We start from the raw sequence: 14,452 nt of genomic DNA, 5'->3' as shown, positions 1-14,452 counted from the left end.
AAGCTTGCCTATTATTTCTAGATACGAATTATTATAGAATAGAACTACCCGACTAAGCAACGAAAAAAAAGAGAGCATCATGGCTCCCTTTTACTTCAATTCTAATTCAGAAAGGAATTGGTAGTTTTCTAAACTGTACGAACTTATTTTCGAATGAGATAATGCATAAAGCTGATCATCTATATATACCAAGCGTTGAATTTCGTTTTCCCATTCTTCATATAAAGCTTTACCTTTCATATGAGAGATCTTTGATTTTAGTGAGAACCCTTGATCTAGGCTTATATTGTATACGTAAGCACCTTGAAAGATAAATTTTTGTTCGTATTCGTTACCCTCTACTCCCTCATACACATTAATTGGAAAAGCAAAGAGACCATTTTTATTATTATAGAGCAATGCTTTATGATCGTAATTTAATGGTGAATACGTTCCTCTTCCTCCTATAATTTCAGTAAACTTTTCTTTCGGATTGTGAATATCAGTTATATCAAAAAAGGAAAGCTTCACTCCTTCCGTTAAAACCCTAGGCTCTTTTTCGCCATCCATAGTAACTAGCTTTGTATCATATCCAAAGCCAATGATATGATTCTCGTCGTAAGGGTGTAAATAATTACTGAATCCTGGAATCTTTAGTTCTCCAAGGATTGTTGGTTTACTAGGCTCCGAGGCATCAATGACAAATAAGGGGTCCGTTTCTTTAAAAGTTACAATATATATACGATCTCCCATAAATCTTGCTGAATAGATTCTCTCTCCTTTTGCAAGATTAGAAAGTGTACCGACCTGTTTTAGATCCTTATCAAAAATAATCAAGTGGTTTTTTGAAGGAATGTTTTCATCCCAGCTCTCTCCTTCAGTTGTTGCTACTCGAAAATAATCGTTATGTTCATCCATTGAAAATTGATTTAGGACCGTTCCAATTACTTCCGTCTTGGCTTGAAAAGAAACTTCTAATTGATCAACTCCAAATTTATAAATCATTGTATTTGGAGTAGTAGCTATCTTCCTGTCTTCTGCTGGTCTCCAGTTCGTAAGAGCTAAATATAGGTTAGTTTTAGACATATAAAGCTGCCCACCGCTCCCTAAATATGTCGTAATCTTTGCTTCTTGAGAGGCCTTTGAAAGGTCAAAGGCAGCAATAGTAGTATAGTTTGCTTCTCTAGATCCAGGAATGTATTGAATATCGTCATATGAAACTGAGGTTACTTCCTTTTGGGTTACAGAGTCTGAATACCGTGGGCGTAAATCTACCTCATCCTCTTCTTCCAAAAGCCAATATTGTGGAAAATGATTGGCTATTAAATAAATATTACTTCCTATTTTTCTAGCGCTTGAAAGATGCCCTTCAAGAGATATTTCTCTTTCTAATGTTGGCTTTGATGGATTGTTTATATTATAAAGAAGAGCCTTTGTACTTTCATTCATATGGGCATACAAGCTATCAGCCGCTATTTTCTTTTCGGCGGTATTTTCCTCATAACTATAACTATAGCCAATAATTAATAACTGACCTTTATCTAAGAACAATTGTGAGGGGGAGAAGGTTTGCTGAAACTGAATGGACGCCACATGTTCCATTTCTTTGGCTGATTGGGCTGAAATAATATTTACTTTACCATCGACTACTTGGTATATATACTCACCATCCGTTTTAACGATATCAGCTTCATCAATCCCTTGCACTTGAACATTTGTACTTGAGACCTCCTGGCCACTTGCTTTTGAACTTGAGTCGAAAGCAACGTTATCCGTTGACGACTCCTCCGAAGCCTTATCTTCTTTTGTAATGGTAAAAAACTTTTCATTCTGCTTCTCTTCTTTAATAATTTGATAAAAATATTGGTTTAACTGCTCTTTATCTTCAATCAACGGAAGAGTATTGTTAACAACCTCACCCTCCAGTTCATTTCCTGTTCCGTATTTTGCTGCAAGACGTGTATCTTTTGTGTACATCCATATAGATGCAAAAACCAAGACAAAAAGAATTAAAAGGCCAATAAACCATTTTCTTTTCATAGCAACCACCTTTCTGAATAATGATGCTTTATACGATTGGACTGCTATGATTACAAAAAGGTTACAAACTTATTAATTAATAAACAAAAAAGGGTGTTTGACCTAGTTAACTTGTCCAACCATCATGACGTTTTCGTCATAGGATAAATAGACAGTATACAAGCTGTTCACTTTTTAAGTGGAGGTGAAAGGAATGGGCTGCAATCAAGGCTATAACGGAGGTTTTAACAACGGATTTGCTCTACTTGTTGTATTGTTTATCCTGTTGATCATTGTCGGTGCTTCTTATTTTAACAACTAAAAATAACTAACAAAAATACCTTTGCTTGACAGGTTTGCTTCTAAACAAACGAGACCTGGCTTCTATTTAAGAAGACAGGTCTTGTTTATTTAATCTATATATTTTGAGTACATGTGTCACAAGTACTTTAACAATGGAATAAAGAGGAATGACGAAAATAATACCTAATAACCCCATTAAATTCCCTGCGGTTAAAATAAGAACAATAATCGTTAACGGGTGAATATTCAAGCTTTTCCCCATTACTTGTGGTGAGATGACATTCCCTTCTACTTGTTGAGCAATCACCGTTATGATGGCAACATAGACGAGCATAATGGGATCTTGAAATAACGCAACAAACAGGGCAGGAACTACCGCTAAGAACGGGCCTAAAAAAGGAATAACATTCATTAACATTGCAAACAACGCCAATACCAATGAATAGTCAAGATCGATAATTAAATATCCAATATATAGTAATACTCCAACACACAAGCTTACAATTAATTGTCCTTGTATGTAGGTAGAGATGGTTCGATCTGTTTCCTTTAGGATTTGTAATACATCTTGTTGTAAATCCTTTTTAAAGAAACTAGCCACTCTTGGTGCAAAATGGTCGCTATCCTTTAACATATAAAACAGGATAAATGGAACTAACACCAAATAGAAAATGGTATTAATAAACCCTCCGATAAATCCAAAAATAGAAAAAATACCTTCAGCAATATTACCGGTATTGTTTTTAATTTGTGTCTCTAGTTGTTTACTACCATCTATAATGGCCTGTTGAATAAATTCTGGGAATGTATCACGATTTTCTTGTATATATCTAATTCCGTCAACAACCGAACTAACCATATTTGGTATATTGTTTATAAAAAGATCTAGTTGATCAGAGATAATCGGTCCAATTAAACGGTACACCCCATAAAAAACAAGTGTTACCGTCAAATAAGCGGATAAAATAGCCAGCCATTTCGGTACCTTTTTTTTCACTAGCCAAAAAATGAAAGGTCTACATAAATAAAATAATATTCCAGCTACTACGAAGGGCAAAAATATAGTCTGTAACAATACGATAAGAGGCTGAAATAAAAAGATATTCTCTCTAATTAATAATGAAATAATAAGGAGTAAAATGATAGCGATCATCGCCTGAAACCATTTTTTTCTAGATAATGACATGTTACACTTCCCCACAATAGATATATATACGATGATAGCAGGAAATGAAATAAATGCCAAACTTTTCTACTTATGTCTTCACTACATGTAAATTCCCATTAATCGCAAATGTAATACGCCCCGTCTCCTCAGAGACCACAATCATAATGGCATCAGTCATTTCAGATAGTCCTAATGCTGCTCGGTGCCTTGTACCGAGCTTTTTACTTTGAAACGTTTGATTACTTACAGGTAAGATATTACCCGCTGAGTGAATGAAATCATTTTGTATCAAAACTGCACCATCGTGCAATGGGTTTCCAGGATAGAATATGGTTTCGAGAAGAGTTTGACTAAATTTTGCACCTATCAAGACACCATTATGTAATATGTCTACTAATGGTTGCTTTCTTTCAACGACAATTAATGCTCCGTGTCTCTTTTCGGATAGCTTAGATGATGCCTTCGCAATTTGATTGTATTCTGTTGTGTATGGCGATAAATATGATTCTAGATAATAAGAGGATGCAACAGATTGAGCATCAGAAACCAACTTAAGTAATAGATCAAACTCAGATAAAATACAACAATCTTCCTCAGAAATAGTCTCTTGAATAGAATTCGTTTTTTCCTGTATCGTTGATAGCATTAGCTTTACATCCTGTTGAAATCTTTTTTGTTCATACAATCTCTCCACCTCCTACAACATGCTTTCTAAGTAAAGACGCCCTAGTAATGATTACTAAGGCCCTTCTTTAATGAACATATTTTTCATTACCCATCATTTCTCTTTCAAAGCGCCCTAGCAATAGGTCGAGTCCCTTTTTCAGTTCCATACCCTCCATTGGCTTTCCATGGCCAGTATAAATAAGCGATGGTTTAAGAGTCTGAATCTTTTTTATCGAATCATATGACAGATCCCAATCTTGAGTGAAATATGCCGGTGGAGCATGGATCTCTTTCCTTTGAGTTAAAACCGCTAAAGCTGATTCCTGCTTGACAGTAATAAGTGCGTCACCCGCAATTACTACACGGTCCTTTTCACGGAACAGGGAAACATGGCCCTCTGTGTGTCCAGGTGTATGGATCCACTTCCAACCAGGCATTTCAGGTATGGAACCGTCTGTTGGTAGCATACGTACATACGATTGGACATTTATTGCTTTCCTAGGATAAAGAGGTGAAATAAATGCCATAAGCCCTTTTTCAATAAATGGATGTGGTGGTGGATAATCTTTTTCCCCCGTTACATACACTTGTTCCCGTTCATGTATATACACAGGAATCCGCCATTTATTTAGTAGGTAGGACAGACCACCAACATGGTCAAAATGAGCATGTGTCAAAACAACAGCAATCGGTTTCTTTCCAAGGCCTATCACTTTTTCAATAAAATGCTTAATATAACTCCCTGAGAAAGGAACTCCCGCATCAATTAATACCCAGTCGTTCCCCTCAGCTCCACAACCACCTACTAGTGCGATATTAGCTATCGCTGTACGATAACCGTATAAGTCATTGGTAATCTTGTTTTTTCTAATATCCAAGTTTATTCACCCCTATGTATATGATGTCTATGTTTCACCATATTCATGTTAGGAGGCTGATTACAATTTTTTCAAGAAACGTCCGCTGTTTTCGATGCTGCAATTAAATGTTCAATTTCATTTAATTTCTTTTCATGGAAAAACTGAACAATCTTACTACCAACAACAACCCCATCGCAGTAAGAGCCTAACTCTACCACCTGTTCAGGTGTAGAAATTCCGAATCCTGCCAAAACAGGAATAGGACTTACGCTTTTAATATTCTTTAAGTACTCAGCAACACTAGTATTAAATTCTGTTCGAGCACCTGTTATTCCCGTTACTGTGACAGCGTATAAGAAACCTCGACCTTTCTTAGCGATCTCTTCTATTCTTTCAATTGGACTCGTTAATGTAACTAAACGAATCAATTCAATATTAGCATCTTGTAAATGAGAAGCAATTAATTCTTCCTCTTCAATAGGTAAGTCAGGAATGATGCACCCATCTATTCCCGCCTTCACCGCGTCATGAATAAAGGAACCAATGCCGTATGCATAAATTGGGTTCATATAGGTCATTAAGATAAGCGGGGTTGACACAATCGGGCGAATCGTTTGAATTGCTGACAACACTCCCTTTAAGGTAGTACCCAACTGTAATGAACGAATCCCTGCTTCTTGAATAGCCGGTCCGTCAGCTACTGGATCGGAAAAGGGAATGCCAATTTCTATTGCTGTCGCCCCACAACTCTCTAAAAAGATTAATTGTTCCAATAACTGATCTAATCCTCCATCCCCTGCCATCAAATACGGTACAAATGCCTTACCATTTTTCTCTTTTAGGCTATGGAACGCCTTTTCAATGCGATTCATTATTCTAATGCCTCCTTCATATTTGCTTGTATGGTTTGAACATCTTTGTCTCCACGACCCGATAGACAGACGACGATAGACTCATTTTGTGACATTGTTTGAGCATGTTTTAATGCATATGCTACAGCATGTGCACTTTCAAGCGCAGGGATTATCCCTTCCAGTCTACACAATAGTTTTAATGCATCTAACGCTTCAGAATCTGTAATGCTTTCGTACTGTACTCTCCCAATATCTTTTAAGTAACTATGTTCTGGCCCAACACCTGGGTAATCTAATCCTGCAGAAATCGAATGAGCCTCTTGAATTTGACCAGCATCATCTTGTAGCAAATACATAAGTGCACCGTGTAATACGCCAGGCTTTCCTTTTGTTAGTGAAGCTGCATGTTGTTCCGTATCAATACCATGGCCAGCAGCCTCCACACCAATTAGCTTTACCTCACTGTCTTCAACAAAAGGATAAAACATTCCCATGGAGTTACTTCCACCACCAATACAAGCTATAATGGCTTCTGGATTCTTTCCAAATTTCTCATTATACTGTTGCTTTGTTTCCTTCCCGATGACACTTTGAAAATCTCTCACCATCATCGGAAACGGGTGTGGCCCCATTACTGAACCAAGGATATAGTGAGTATCTGTTACATTGGAAACCCAGTATCGTAAAGCTTCATTACATGCATCCTTTAGCGTACGGCTTCCAGAGGTAACAGATACCACCTTTGCTCCTAATAACTCCATTCGAAACACATTCAGTTGTTGTCTCTTGATATCTTCCTCTCCCATGAATATAACGCATTCTAGGTTTAATAAAGCACAAACAGTTGCCGTTGCTACCCCATGCTGTCCCGCACCCGTTTCGGCAACAATTTTCTTTTTACCCATTCTAACAGCTAATAGTGCCTGACCGACCGTGTTATTAATTTTATGAGCACCTGTGTGGTTTAAATCCTCTCTTTTTAAATAGATTTTTGCTCCATTTGCATGCTTTGTTAAATTTTCAGCAAAATATAAAGGTGTTTCTCTCCCCACATACTCTTTTAGTAAATAAGTTAGATCGGCTTGGAAGCTTTCATCATTTTTTGCATCATCATATGCCTGCCCTAGCTCTAGAACGGCTTGCATTAACGTTTCTGGTACAAATCTTCCCCCGTATATTCCAAAATGGCCTTTTTCATCTGGCATTGCATACGTAGTCATTGACAAAACTCCCCTGTCCCCATTTTCGCTTTACTTAAAAATTGAATCATTTTCTCATCATCTTTTTTACCGTTCGTCTCCACTCCACTACTAACATCAACCATAAATGGATGAAGTGATTGAATAGCTAATGAGACGTTGTTGATATTTAGTCCGCCTGCTACAATGAGCTTTTTCCCTTTGAGAGCCTCAGAGTCAACCATCTCCCATGGAAACGTCTCGCCGTTTCCACCACGGTATTTACCTTTTGGACTATCTAATAATATATATTCACATGGATATTCCTGAATTTTCTCACAATCTTTCTTTGATGATACACCTAAAGCCTTGATTACTGGTACTGAAAATTTTTTACAAGTCTCAGGATCTTCATCACCATGAAGTTGAACCATCGTTAGCCCCGTCATATCTATAATGTCTTGGATGGTTTCTATGTCTTCATTTACAAATACACCCACTTTACGTACATCAGTTGGTAGAGTGTCGATGATAGCTTTCGCTTGATTAATCGTAACCTTTCGTTTGCTATCTGCAAAAACAAAACCAATGGCATCAGCTCCTGCTTCGACAGCAACCTTTGCTGCATGTATATCAGTAATTCCACATATTTTTACTTTCAATTAGAAGCCACCCTTCTTAACGGAAGTTTCATGGACCGTAATGCTTCTTCCGGCTTTTCGTGTCTCATAAACGTTTCGCCTACTAAAATTCCAGATGCCCCTGCATGAACAACTCTTCTTACATCCTCTGTAGTAGCGATTCCACTCTCGCTTATTAAGTATCTTTTTGAGTCAACCACTTTCGCAGCTAACCGTTCGGTTGTTGCTAAATCGACTTCAAATGTTTTTAAGTTCCGGTTATTGACACCAATTAAGACGTTATCCGTAGTCAACACTTTATCTAATTCTTCCTCGTTGTGAACCTCCATCAATACCTCAAGACCCTTTTTCGTTGCATAATGATAGAGAGAATGCAATGTTTTTTGATCTAACGCCGCGGCTATTAATAAAATAAGGTCAGCACCAGCATGCTTTGCGTAATCGATTTGAATAGGGTCTATAATGAAATCTTTGCAAAGAATAGGTGCCCCGATCGTCTTTCGAACTTCCTCCAAGTCTCGGAAATCTCCCTTAAAAAAACTGCGATCTGTTAGTACACTTACCGCATCGGCACCTGCCCTCACATACTGTAATGTCTGTTCTGACGGATCACATTCTAAATTTATTGCTCCTTTTGAAGGAGATGCTCTTTTAAACTCTGCTATTATTTTTACTTCCTCTGCTTGTTGTAATTTCTGAATAAAGGATACATGATTTCTGTCAATCTCTTTTAGCAGTGGGCGTTCTTTTAAGGAAAGTACTTCTCTCTGTTTCTCAGCTATAATTTTGTCTAGGATTGTTTCCATCGTTATACAACTCCTTCCTTTCTGAATGTTTCTCCTTTTGCAATTAGATCTTCAAGCTTTTGTTTAGCTGCTCCACTATCGATACTTTCTTTTGCCTTCGCAATCCCTTCTACTATCGAATCCGTTTTTCCGCTTGCATATATTCCTATTCCTGCATTTAACAACACTGTATCTCGACACGCTCCTTTTTCCCCATTCAAAACAGATAATAGGATTTCTCCATTTCTCATGGCATTTCCACCGATGATTGATTCGTTTGGGTATGAAGTAAGACCTACTTCTTCAGGAGTTAGAATCTTTTCTGATATCGTACCGTTATCTAGAATGAATAAATGATTCTCACCCTGTAACGATGCTTCATCCATATATCCTGCACCATTGATTACAACTGCCCGTTTTCTACCTAGTGTTTTAAGCACCTCACCAAAGGTCTGAAGTAAGTCTCTTCGATATATTCCAAGAAGTTGATAATCTAGTTCCATCGGATTTGTTAAGGGTCCAATTAAGTTAAATATTGTTGGGATTTTAAGCTCTCTTCTCACTTTCATAATGTTTTTTATCTTTGGATGTACATGGGGAGCAAATAAGAAGCTGATTCCTACATTATCTAAACATTCTTCTGCTTCTTTTGGGGTTAACGTTAAATTAATCCCTAAATGCTCCAAAACATCTGCACTTCCTGTTTTGCTAGAGATACTTCTATTTCCATGCTTTGCAACCGGTATCCCTGCTCCGGCAATAACAAACGCAGACGTGGTACTCACATTGAAGCTTTTCGATCCATCCCCACCAGTCCCACAATTATCCATCACATTCTCCACTTTACGGGTAAAAGTAAGTGAATTTTCACGAACCGCCTGTACTAAACCAACTATTTCCTCGACGGTTTCTCCTTTTGTCTTCAAGCCAATAAGAAATGCTGCAATTTCGCTATCAGTTACTTCATCCGAAAAAAGTTTACTAACTGCTTCTTTCATCTCTGTTTGGTCTAGTGATTTTTTTTCAGACAGTTTTTGTAGATACTCTCTCATTTTGAAGCTCCTCTCCAATTGCTGTTAGAAATGCTTGAATTAGATTTTTACCACTTTCTGTACCCACTGACTCGGGATGAAATTGAAAACCATACATTGGTGCTTCTTTGTGTTTAATCGCCATAATCTCTCCATCGTCAATAGAGGTAGCAAGTACTTGTATCGTGTCTGGTAATGTCCCTTTTTCGATAACCAAGGAATGATACCGCATCACATCTAGCGGCTCTTCAAACTCTTTAAAAAGCTCATTCTTTGTATGTGAAATCTTTGAAATTTTCCCATGCATAATTTCCTTTGCTTTCGTAACCGTAGCCCCAAAGGCATAACCAATCGCTTGATGTCCTAAACATATTCCTAGTATTGGTATTGATTTGTATAGCTGTTTGATGACTTCAATACAAATTCCAGCTTGTTCAGGACGACCTGGTCCAGGAGAGATCACAATGGCTTTTGGAGATAGCTCAATAATCTCTTCAATCGTTAGAGCATCATTTCTTTTTACAATGATTTGCTCCCCGAGTTCACCTAAATATTGATATAGATTGAAGGTAAAGGAATCATAATTATCAATTAGTAAAATCATTTTTCAACCTCCAAGAAAGCTTTCATTTTGTGAATCGTTTCTTCATACTCTTTTTCTGGAACTGAATCATACACAATTCCTGCACCAGCTTGTATATAGGCTTGGGAATCCTTAATCACCATTGTACGGATCGCTAAAGCAAAGTCGATATTTCCGTTAGCAGAGTAATAGCCGACTGCACCTGAATAAATGCCTCGTTTTACATCCTCTAGTTCGTTGATAATTTCCATTGCTCGAATTTTCGGAGCTCCAGAAACCGTTCCGGCGGGAAGGCAAGAAATTAATGCATCAATGGGATGATAACTACCTTTCAACGTTCCTTGTACTTCAGAAACAATATGCATCACATGCTTATACTTCTCGATATCCATATACTTACTGACCTGTACACTACCGAATTCACAAACTCTACCTAAATCATTTCGCCCAAGGTCAACGAGCATACGATGTTCTGCTAATTCCTTTTCATCTTGTATCAATTCGACACTTAGATGATCATCTTCTTCCGCTGTTTTTCCTCTTGGTCTTGTACCAGCAATAGGGTTCGTATACACGGTATTCCCGACAGCTTTCATTAAACTTTCCGGTGACGCCCCTGCCACCACATAATGTTCAAAATCAAAATAATACATATACGGGGAAGGATTTTGAACTCGAAGCTTCCGATAAAATGAGAACGGATCACCCTTAATTGATGCTTTCATCCGTTGGGAAAGTACAACTTGAAATATGTCACCTTCAACGATATACTCCTTAGCTTTTTTAACCCTTTCAATGAACTCCTCCTTTGAAATCGATGCTTCATAGGAAGAGATGGAAACCGGTAAAGTCTCTTCTTCTCTCCCCGTCATGATCATCTTCTTAGTTTCTTCCACTAAGCTCTTTACATCAGCTGTGTCTTCAGAAATAGGAATTCCGACAATAAATACTTTTTGTGTTAAATGATCAAAAACCACAATGGTTTCAAATAAAAGGAAGTGAACCTCTGGAATTTCCATTTCATCCTTTGGTGTTTTGCCAATCTCCTCGTAGTAACGAACAATGTCATAGCTTACAAAACCTGCTGCTCCCCCAATGAAAGGGATATCTTTAAAGAACTCATGTTCCACATGAGGTATAATTCTTTTTAATACCTCTAAAGGATTCGCTTCAATCGTTTCACTGCTTTGTTTTTTTATAAGGGTTGTTTTATGACCGCTCCCCTTTAACTCGACCGCAGGATTTGCTGCGATAAAAGAATACCTGCCCGAATGTTCATGCTTTAATGAGCTTTCTAGTAAACATTTCTTTACACCCTTAAGTCGCTGAAATATAGAAATGGGTGTTAACGTGTCACCAAGAATTTCTTCAATAATAATGTTCTGTAAATTGGCGTTCATTTTTTTCCCTCCTTATAAATAAAAAAAGTCCTCTATACGTAGAAGACTACGTATAGAGGACGAATAAATCGTGGTGCCACCTCAGATTCAGAGCTAGATGCTCCCTTTACATCCTTGTAACGGTGGATATCCGTTGGTCCCTACTCCGTGTTCAAGACCACTCTCTTAAGTCCATTCAGCCAAGGGTACGGTCGGTTCTCAGCAATCCCGACTCTCTGTGTCAAACACACTTGGCTTACTACTCTTAATCGACGATTTTATTTTATGAAATACAAAAAGGGCTTCTCTCCTGAAAAAGGACGAGAAACCCGTGGTGCCACCTTTATTAGCTAATAGTATTAGCTCACTTTACAGATATCTTTGCTAAATTGAAGCAACAAATATCTGTCTCTTGTAACGATGAGACTTTCGCCAAGGCCTACTCCTATATATAGGTTCGGTTTGGAGGCTCCAAAGTCCATTCCCTAAAACTTCCACACTGATTCTCACCAACCATCAGCTCTCTAAAGTTTCTGTATTAGGTACTACTCTTCTTCAACGCCGTAGTCTTTAATTGTTTATTATCATATAAAAAATACAAACAAAAGTCAACCATATAAACTGAAAATTTTTAAAAGTAAATTAAATAGTTTTTGCTAAGAGCTTTTCAATATTTTGTCTCCACACATCTGCTAGTTCATCTACTTCTAATAAGTCTTTTAAACCAGCTCTATTTTTTTTATCATGGAGGAAAATTTGATTCGCGTAAAGTATGGATACTTTTTCTTGAGTTCTATCTAACAGTTCAAGTTTCCCTTCGCTATGTACCTTTCCTTCTTGTAACACTTTAAAGAAGTAACCCGTATAGTTTGTCTCAACAATCCTTTTTAAAAACAAGTCTATCTCATTGAACTTAGAGATTTTGGAACAGGGAACACGCCCTTGTGTGACTTGAACAACGGCATTCCCAAGGGAATAAACATCCCCAATGTAAACATCTTTTTCAAGCATGCCTGTCACACATAAGTTTTCCCCTAAGGACGGTGGGGAAAGCTTTACATTAAATTCTTTTTCCCATTGCTGATAATGTTCATAAGAATACACACAAACAGCGCGTTCTGGTCCTCCATGGAATTCTATACTAGCGACACCGTCACCAACAAAACCATCTTTTGTTAACTCGGCAACCGACACCTTTCCTTTCCCAATTCCTGAACTTTCGCTTTTCCCTTTCCACATAAAATCTTTTGGCTTTCCAACACTTAGCGATATAATTTCTCCCATATTGTCACCCCTTACACCTAATGATGATACATATTTTAGCCTAGAATGTTTGGAAAATCCATTTTTATGTAAGAGAAAAAACTCATTAGTTTCGGGATTTCTGTCCATATTATTAATATGTGAGAAATACCCTTGTTTTGGGCGAAAAGGTCCCTTCTTATAAATACTTAAAAATGAAGGCGGGTCGAAATGTCAAATTCTTATAAGTCTAGGCATGGGAAAAAATTTAAAGAAGACAAAAAGAAGGGTGATGGTAAACACCATAATCAACGGTGGGCGGTACTATCTCTGTCCTCCATTCCTCTTGTTATGACACTGGGAAACTCCATGCTAATACCGGTACTTCCAGTTATGGAAAAGAAAATTAACATTTCTCCTTTCCAGACTAGCATGATAATTACTGTATATTCAATCGTAGCCATCCTCCTTATTCCAATAGCAGGCTACCTATCTGATCATATCGGAAGAAAAAAAGTTATCATTCCGAGTTTATTTATTGCAGGTATTGGAGGTCTCATTTCAGGATGGGCTGCTTGGAAAATAGAGGACCCCTACTGGATTATTCTCATAAGTCGAGCTTTACAAGGGGTTGGTGCAGCAGGTGCTTTCCCTATCGTAATGCCACTTATTGGTGATATGTTTAAAAGCGAAGAAGAAGTCAGTAGTTCCTTAGGCGTCATTGAAACTTCAAATACCTTGGGCAAAGTACTAAGCCCCATCTTAGGTGCATTTTTAGCAAGCTTTTTCTGGCATTTACCATTCTGGTCTATTCCTGTGTTTTGTTTAATTTCTATCCTTTTAACACTGTTTCTTGTTCAGAATCCAAAAAAGAAAAAAGAACCTGTTCCGTTTAAAAAGTTTATTCACAAAGTAAAAAAAATCTTCTTAGAAAATGGGCGTTGGCTCTATACTGTTTTTATCGTTGGTGTCATTCTTATGTTTGTCCTTTTTGCTGTGCTGTTCTATTTATCGGATATTTTAGAAAAACAATATAATATAAAAGATGTAAAAAAAGGACTATTTTTAACCATTCCACTTGGAGCCCTATGCCTTTCTTCATATATCACTGGTAAAATGATTAAAGAAAACAAAATCCTGATGAAATGGATTACTTTTACAGGGATAGGGCTACTTGTCATAAGTACAGTTGCATTGAGCTTCTCAGATCAATTATGGTTTCTAATTGCCATGTTTACAATTGGTGGGATAGGTATTGGAGTAGGTCTCCCTTGCTTAGACGCCTTTATAACGGAAGGAATTGAAATGGAAGAAAGGGGGACAATCTCCTCCATCTATAGTTCGATGAGGTTTATTGGGGTTGCTGTAGGACCACCTGTGATGGCAATTCTACAAAAGAGTTTCCAGTCCTCTTTGTTCTATATTTTAGCAGGTATAAGTGCCGTTGGTTTAGTTATCATTTTCTTTGGGATTAAACCTAACAAGAAAAATGCCCATTAAAAAAAGTCGTACTGCTTTGCCAGTACGACTTTTTTTCTCTTTAATTTGGTCTTTTCTTTTCTGCTTTCTTTTCTTTTTCTGAGGCATTTCCTGATAGATCCATATCATTAATACTTTTCGGTACACTTTGCATGCCTGATTTCGTTTTTATGTTTCTTTTTGTCATATTAGTAACCCTCCTTTATTCAAGCTACATTTAATATGGCTTATCTAACCGCCTTCTACACATAAAAAAGGTCAGTGGAGAACCCACTGACCTGAAAG

15 protein-coding genes and 2 other annotated features are annotated in these 14,452 nt (G+C 37.4%); of the genes, 2 read left to right on the top strand and 13 right to left on the bottom strand.

Translation table 11 applies throughout. From position 1 onward, the window contains the following. Window positions 1-90: 90 nt before the first annotated feature. Complete coding sequence (locus BKO01S_RS02195) at window positions 91-2,019, bottom strand: beta-propeller domain-containing protein (RefSeq protein WP_066048012.1); 1,929 nt, start codon at window positions 2,017-2,019, stop codon at window positions 91-93. A 193-nt stretch (window positions 2,020-2,212) separates the two neighbouring features. Here BKO01S_RS02195 and BKO01S_RS23765 point away from each other — a divergent pair, with 193 nt between their 5' ends. Further along, the gene (locus BKO01S_RS23765; protein WP_084361908.1) at window positions 2,213-2,320 is read left to right on the top strand and encodes a YjcZ family sporulation protein; all 108 of its coding nucleotides are present in this window, start codon (window positions 2,213-2,215) and stop codon (window positions 2,318-2,320) included. Between the two features lie 66 nt (window positions 2,321-2,386). On the opposite strand, the gene BKO01S_RS02190 is transcribed toward BKO01S_RS23765, so the two are convergent. From BKO01S_RS02190 to BKO01S_RS02140, 11 genes are all read right to left on the bottom strand, one after another. After that, window positions 2,387-3,487, bottom strand: coding sequence for an AI-2E family transporter (locus tag BKO01S_RS02190; RefSeq protein WP_066048009.1), 1,101 nt, complete (start codon window positions 3,485-3,487; stop codon window positions 2,387-2,389). Between the two features lie 70 nt (window positions 3,488-3,557). Then, window positions 3,558-4,163 (bottom strand): sporulation-specific diadenylate cyclase CdaS, encoded by a 606-nt coding sequence (gene cdaS / locus BKO01S_RS02185; RefSeq protein WP_084361907.1) that lies wholly within the window; start codon window positions 4,161-4,163, stop codon window positions 3,558-3,560. Window positions 4,164-4,221: 58 nt separating this feature from the next. Beyond that, complete coding sequence (locus BKO01S_RS02180; RefSeq protein ID WP_232311141.1) at window positions 4,222-5,013, bottom strand: MBL fold metallo-hydrolase; 792 nt, start codon at window positions 5,011-5,013, stop codon at window positions 4,222-4,224. Between the two features lie 71 nt (window positions 5,014-5,084). Then, window positions 5,085-5,867 carry a tryptophan synthase subunit alpha gene (trpA, locus tag BKO01S_RS02175; RefSeq protein WP_066048005.1) on the bottom strand — a complete coding sequence of 261 codons (783 nt, stop codon included), beginning with the start codon at window positions 5,865-5,867 and terminating at the stop codon, window positions 5,085-5,087. Then, entirely contained in the window at window positions 5,867-7,069 is a 1,203-nt protein-coding gene (gene trpB, locus BKO01S_RS02170) for a tryptophan synthase subunit beta (RefSeq protein ID WP_066048004.1), read from the bottom strand. Before trpB ends, trpA begins: the two co-directional genes overlap by 1 nt. After that, window positions 7,066-7,689 carry a phosphoribosylanthranilate isomerase gene (locus tag BKO01S_RS02165; protein ID WP_066048003.1) on the bottom strand — a complete coding sequence of 208 codons (624 nt, stop codon included), beginning with the start codon at window positions 7,687-7,689 and terminating at the stop codon, window positions 7,066-7,068. Before BKO01S_RS02165 ends, trpB begins: the two co-directional genes overlap by 4 nt. Continuing rightward, complete coding sequence (trpC, locus tag BKO01S_RS02160; RefSeq protein ID WP_066048001.1) at window positions 7,686-8,474, bottom strand: indole-3-glycerol phosphate synthase TrpC; 789 nt, start codon at window positions 8,472-8,474, stop codon at window positions 7,686-7,688. The genes BKO01S_RS02165 and trpC overlap by 4 nt, the downstream gene beginning before the upstream one ends. Before the next feature lie 2 nt (window positions 8,475-8,476). Next, the gene (trpD, locus tag BKO01S_RS02155; RefSeq protein ID WP_066047999.1) at window positions 8,477-9,505 is read right to left on the bottom strand and encodes an anthranilate phosphoribosyltransferase; all 1,029 of its coding nucleotides are present in this window, start codon (window positions 9,503-9,505) and stop codon (window positions 8,477-8,479) included. After that, window positions 9,477-10,088 (bottom strand): anthranilate synthase component II, encoded by a 612-nt coding sequence (locus tag BKO01S_RS02150; RefSeq protein WP_066047995.1) that lies wholly within the window; start codon window positions 10,086-10,088, stop codon window positions 9,477-9,479. The genes trpD and BKO01S_RS02150 overlap by 29 nt, the downstream gene beginning before the upstream one ends. After that, on the bottom strand, window positions 10,085-11,467 hold the full coding sequence (gene trpE / locus BKO01S_RS02145; protein WP_066047992.1) for an anthranilate synthase component I: 1,383 nt from the start codon (window positions 11,465-11,467) through the stop codon (window positions 10,085-10,087). Before trpE ends, BKO01S_RS02150 begins: the two co-directional genes overlap by 4 nt. 52 nt (window positions 11,468-11,519) lie before the next feature. After that, window positions 11,520-11,728: a binding site (T-box leader), on the bottom strand. A 31-nt stretch (window positions 11,729-11,759) separates the two neighbouring features. Continuing rightward, window positions 11,760-12,014: a binding site (T-box leader), on the bottom strand. Window positions 12,015-12,088: 74 nt separating this feature from the next. Further along, window positions 12,089-12,730 carry an MOSC domain-containing protein gene (locus BKO01S_RS02140; protein ID WP_066047991.1) on the bottom strand — a complete coding sequence of 214 codons (642 nt, stop codon included), beginning with the start codon at window positions 12,728-12,730 and terminating at the stop codon, window positions 12,089-12,091. Between the two features lie 189 nt (window positions 12,731-12,919). Here BKO01S_RS02140 and bcbE point away from each other — a divergent pair, with 189 nt between their 5' ends. Beyond that, the gene (gene bcbE, locus BKO01S_RS02135) at window positions 12,920-14,188 is read left to right on the top strand and encodes a bacillibactin exporter BcbE (RefSeq protein ID WP_066047989.1); all 1,269 of its coding nucleotides are present in this window, start codon (window positions 12,920-12,922) and stop codon (window positions 14,186-14,188) included. Between the two features lie 40 nt (window positions 14,189-14,228). Here the strand turns inward: bcbE and BKO01S_RS24945 are convergent, their stop codons facing one another. After that, window positions 14,229-14,354, bottom strand: a complete 126-nt coding sequence (locus BKO01S_RS24945; protein ID WP_269748490.1) for a hypothetical protein — start codon at window positions 14,352-14,354, stop codon at window positions 14,229-14,231. Window positions 14,355-14,452 lie beyond the last annotated feature (98 nt).

It is taken from the genome of Robertmurraya korlensis NBRC 107688 (genome assembly GCF_001591645.1).
GTDB lineage: Bacteria > Bacillota > Bacilli > Bacillales > Cytobacillaceae > Robertmurraya_A.
Note: the sequence above shows the minus strand (reverse complement) of the source record. Positions and strands in the feature narration are given on the sequence as shown.

Excerpts from the sequence above, each read along its gene's own strand:
- BKO01S_RS02195 (WP_066048012.1), bottom strand. The coding sequence starts at position 2,019 with ATGAAAAGAAAATGGTTTATTGGCCTTTTAATTCTTTTTGTCTTGGTT.
- BKO01S_RS02150 (WP_066047995.1), bottom strand. The coding sequence starts at position 10,088 with ATGATTTTACTAATTGATAATTATGATTCCTTTACCTTCAATCTATAT.
- trpC (WP_066048001.1), bottom strand. The coding sequence starts at position 8,474 with ATGGAAACAATCCTAGACAAAATTATAGCTGAGAAACAGAGAGAAGTA.
- BKO01S_RS02190 (WP_066048009.1), bottom strand. The coding sequence starts at position 3,487 with ATGTCATTATCTAGAAAAAAATGGTTTCAGGCGATGATCGCTATCATT.
- trpB (WP_066048004.1), bottom strand. The coding sequence starts at position 7,069 with ATGACTACGTATGCAATGCCAGATGAAAAAGGCCATTTTGGAATATAC.
- trpD (WP_066047999.1), bottom strand. The coding sequence starts at position 9,505 with ATGAGAGAGTATCTACAAAAACTGTCTGAAAAAAAATCACTAGACCAA.
- trpE (WP_066047992.1), bottom strand. The coding sequence starts at position 11,467 with ATGAACGCCAATTTACAGAACATTATTATTGAAGAAATTCTTGGTGAC.
- trpA (WP_066048005.1), bottom strand. The coding sequence starts at position 5,867 with ATGAATCGCATTGAAAAGGCGTTCCATAGCCTAAAAGAGAAAAATGGT.
- bcbE (WP_066047989.1), top strand. The coding sequence starts at position 12,920 with ATGTCAAATTCTTATAAGTCTAGGCATGGGAAAAAATTTAAAGAAGAC.
- BKO01S_RS24945 (WP_269748490.1), bottom strand. The coding sequence starts at position 14,354 with ATGACAAAAAGAAACATAAAAACGAAATCAGGCATGCAAAGTGTACCG.
- BKO01S_RS02140 (WP_066047991.1), bottom strand. The coding sequence starts at position 12,730 with ATGGGAGAAATTATATCGCTAAGTGTTGGAAAGCCAAAAGATTTTATG.
- BKO01S_RS23765 (WP_084361908.1), top strand. The coding sequence starts at position 2,213 with ATGGGCTGCAATCAAGGCTATAACGGAGGTTTTAACAACGGATTTGCT.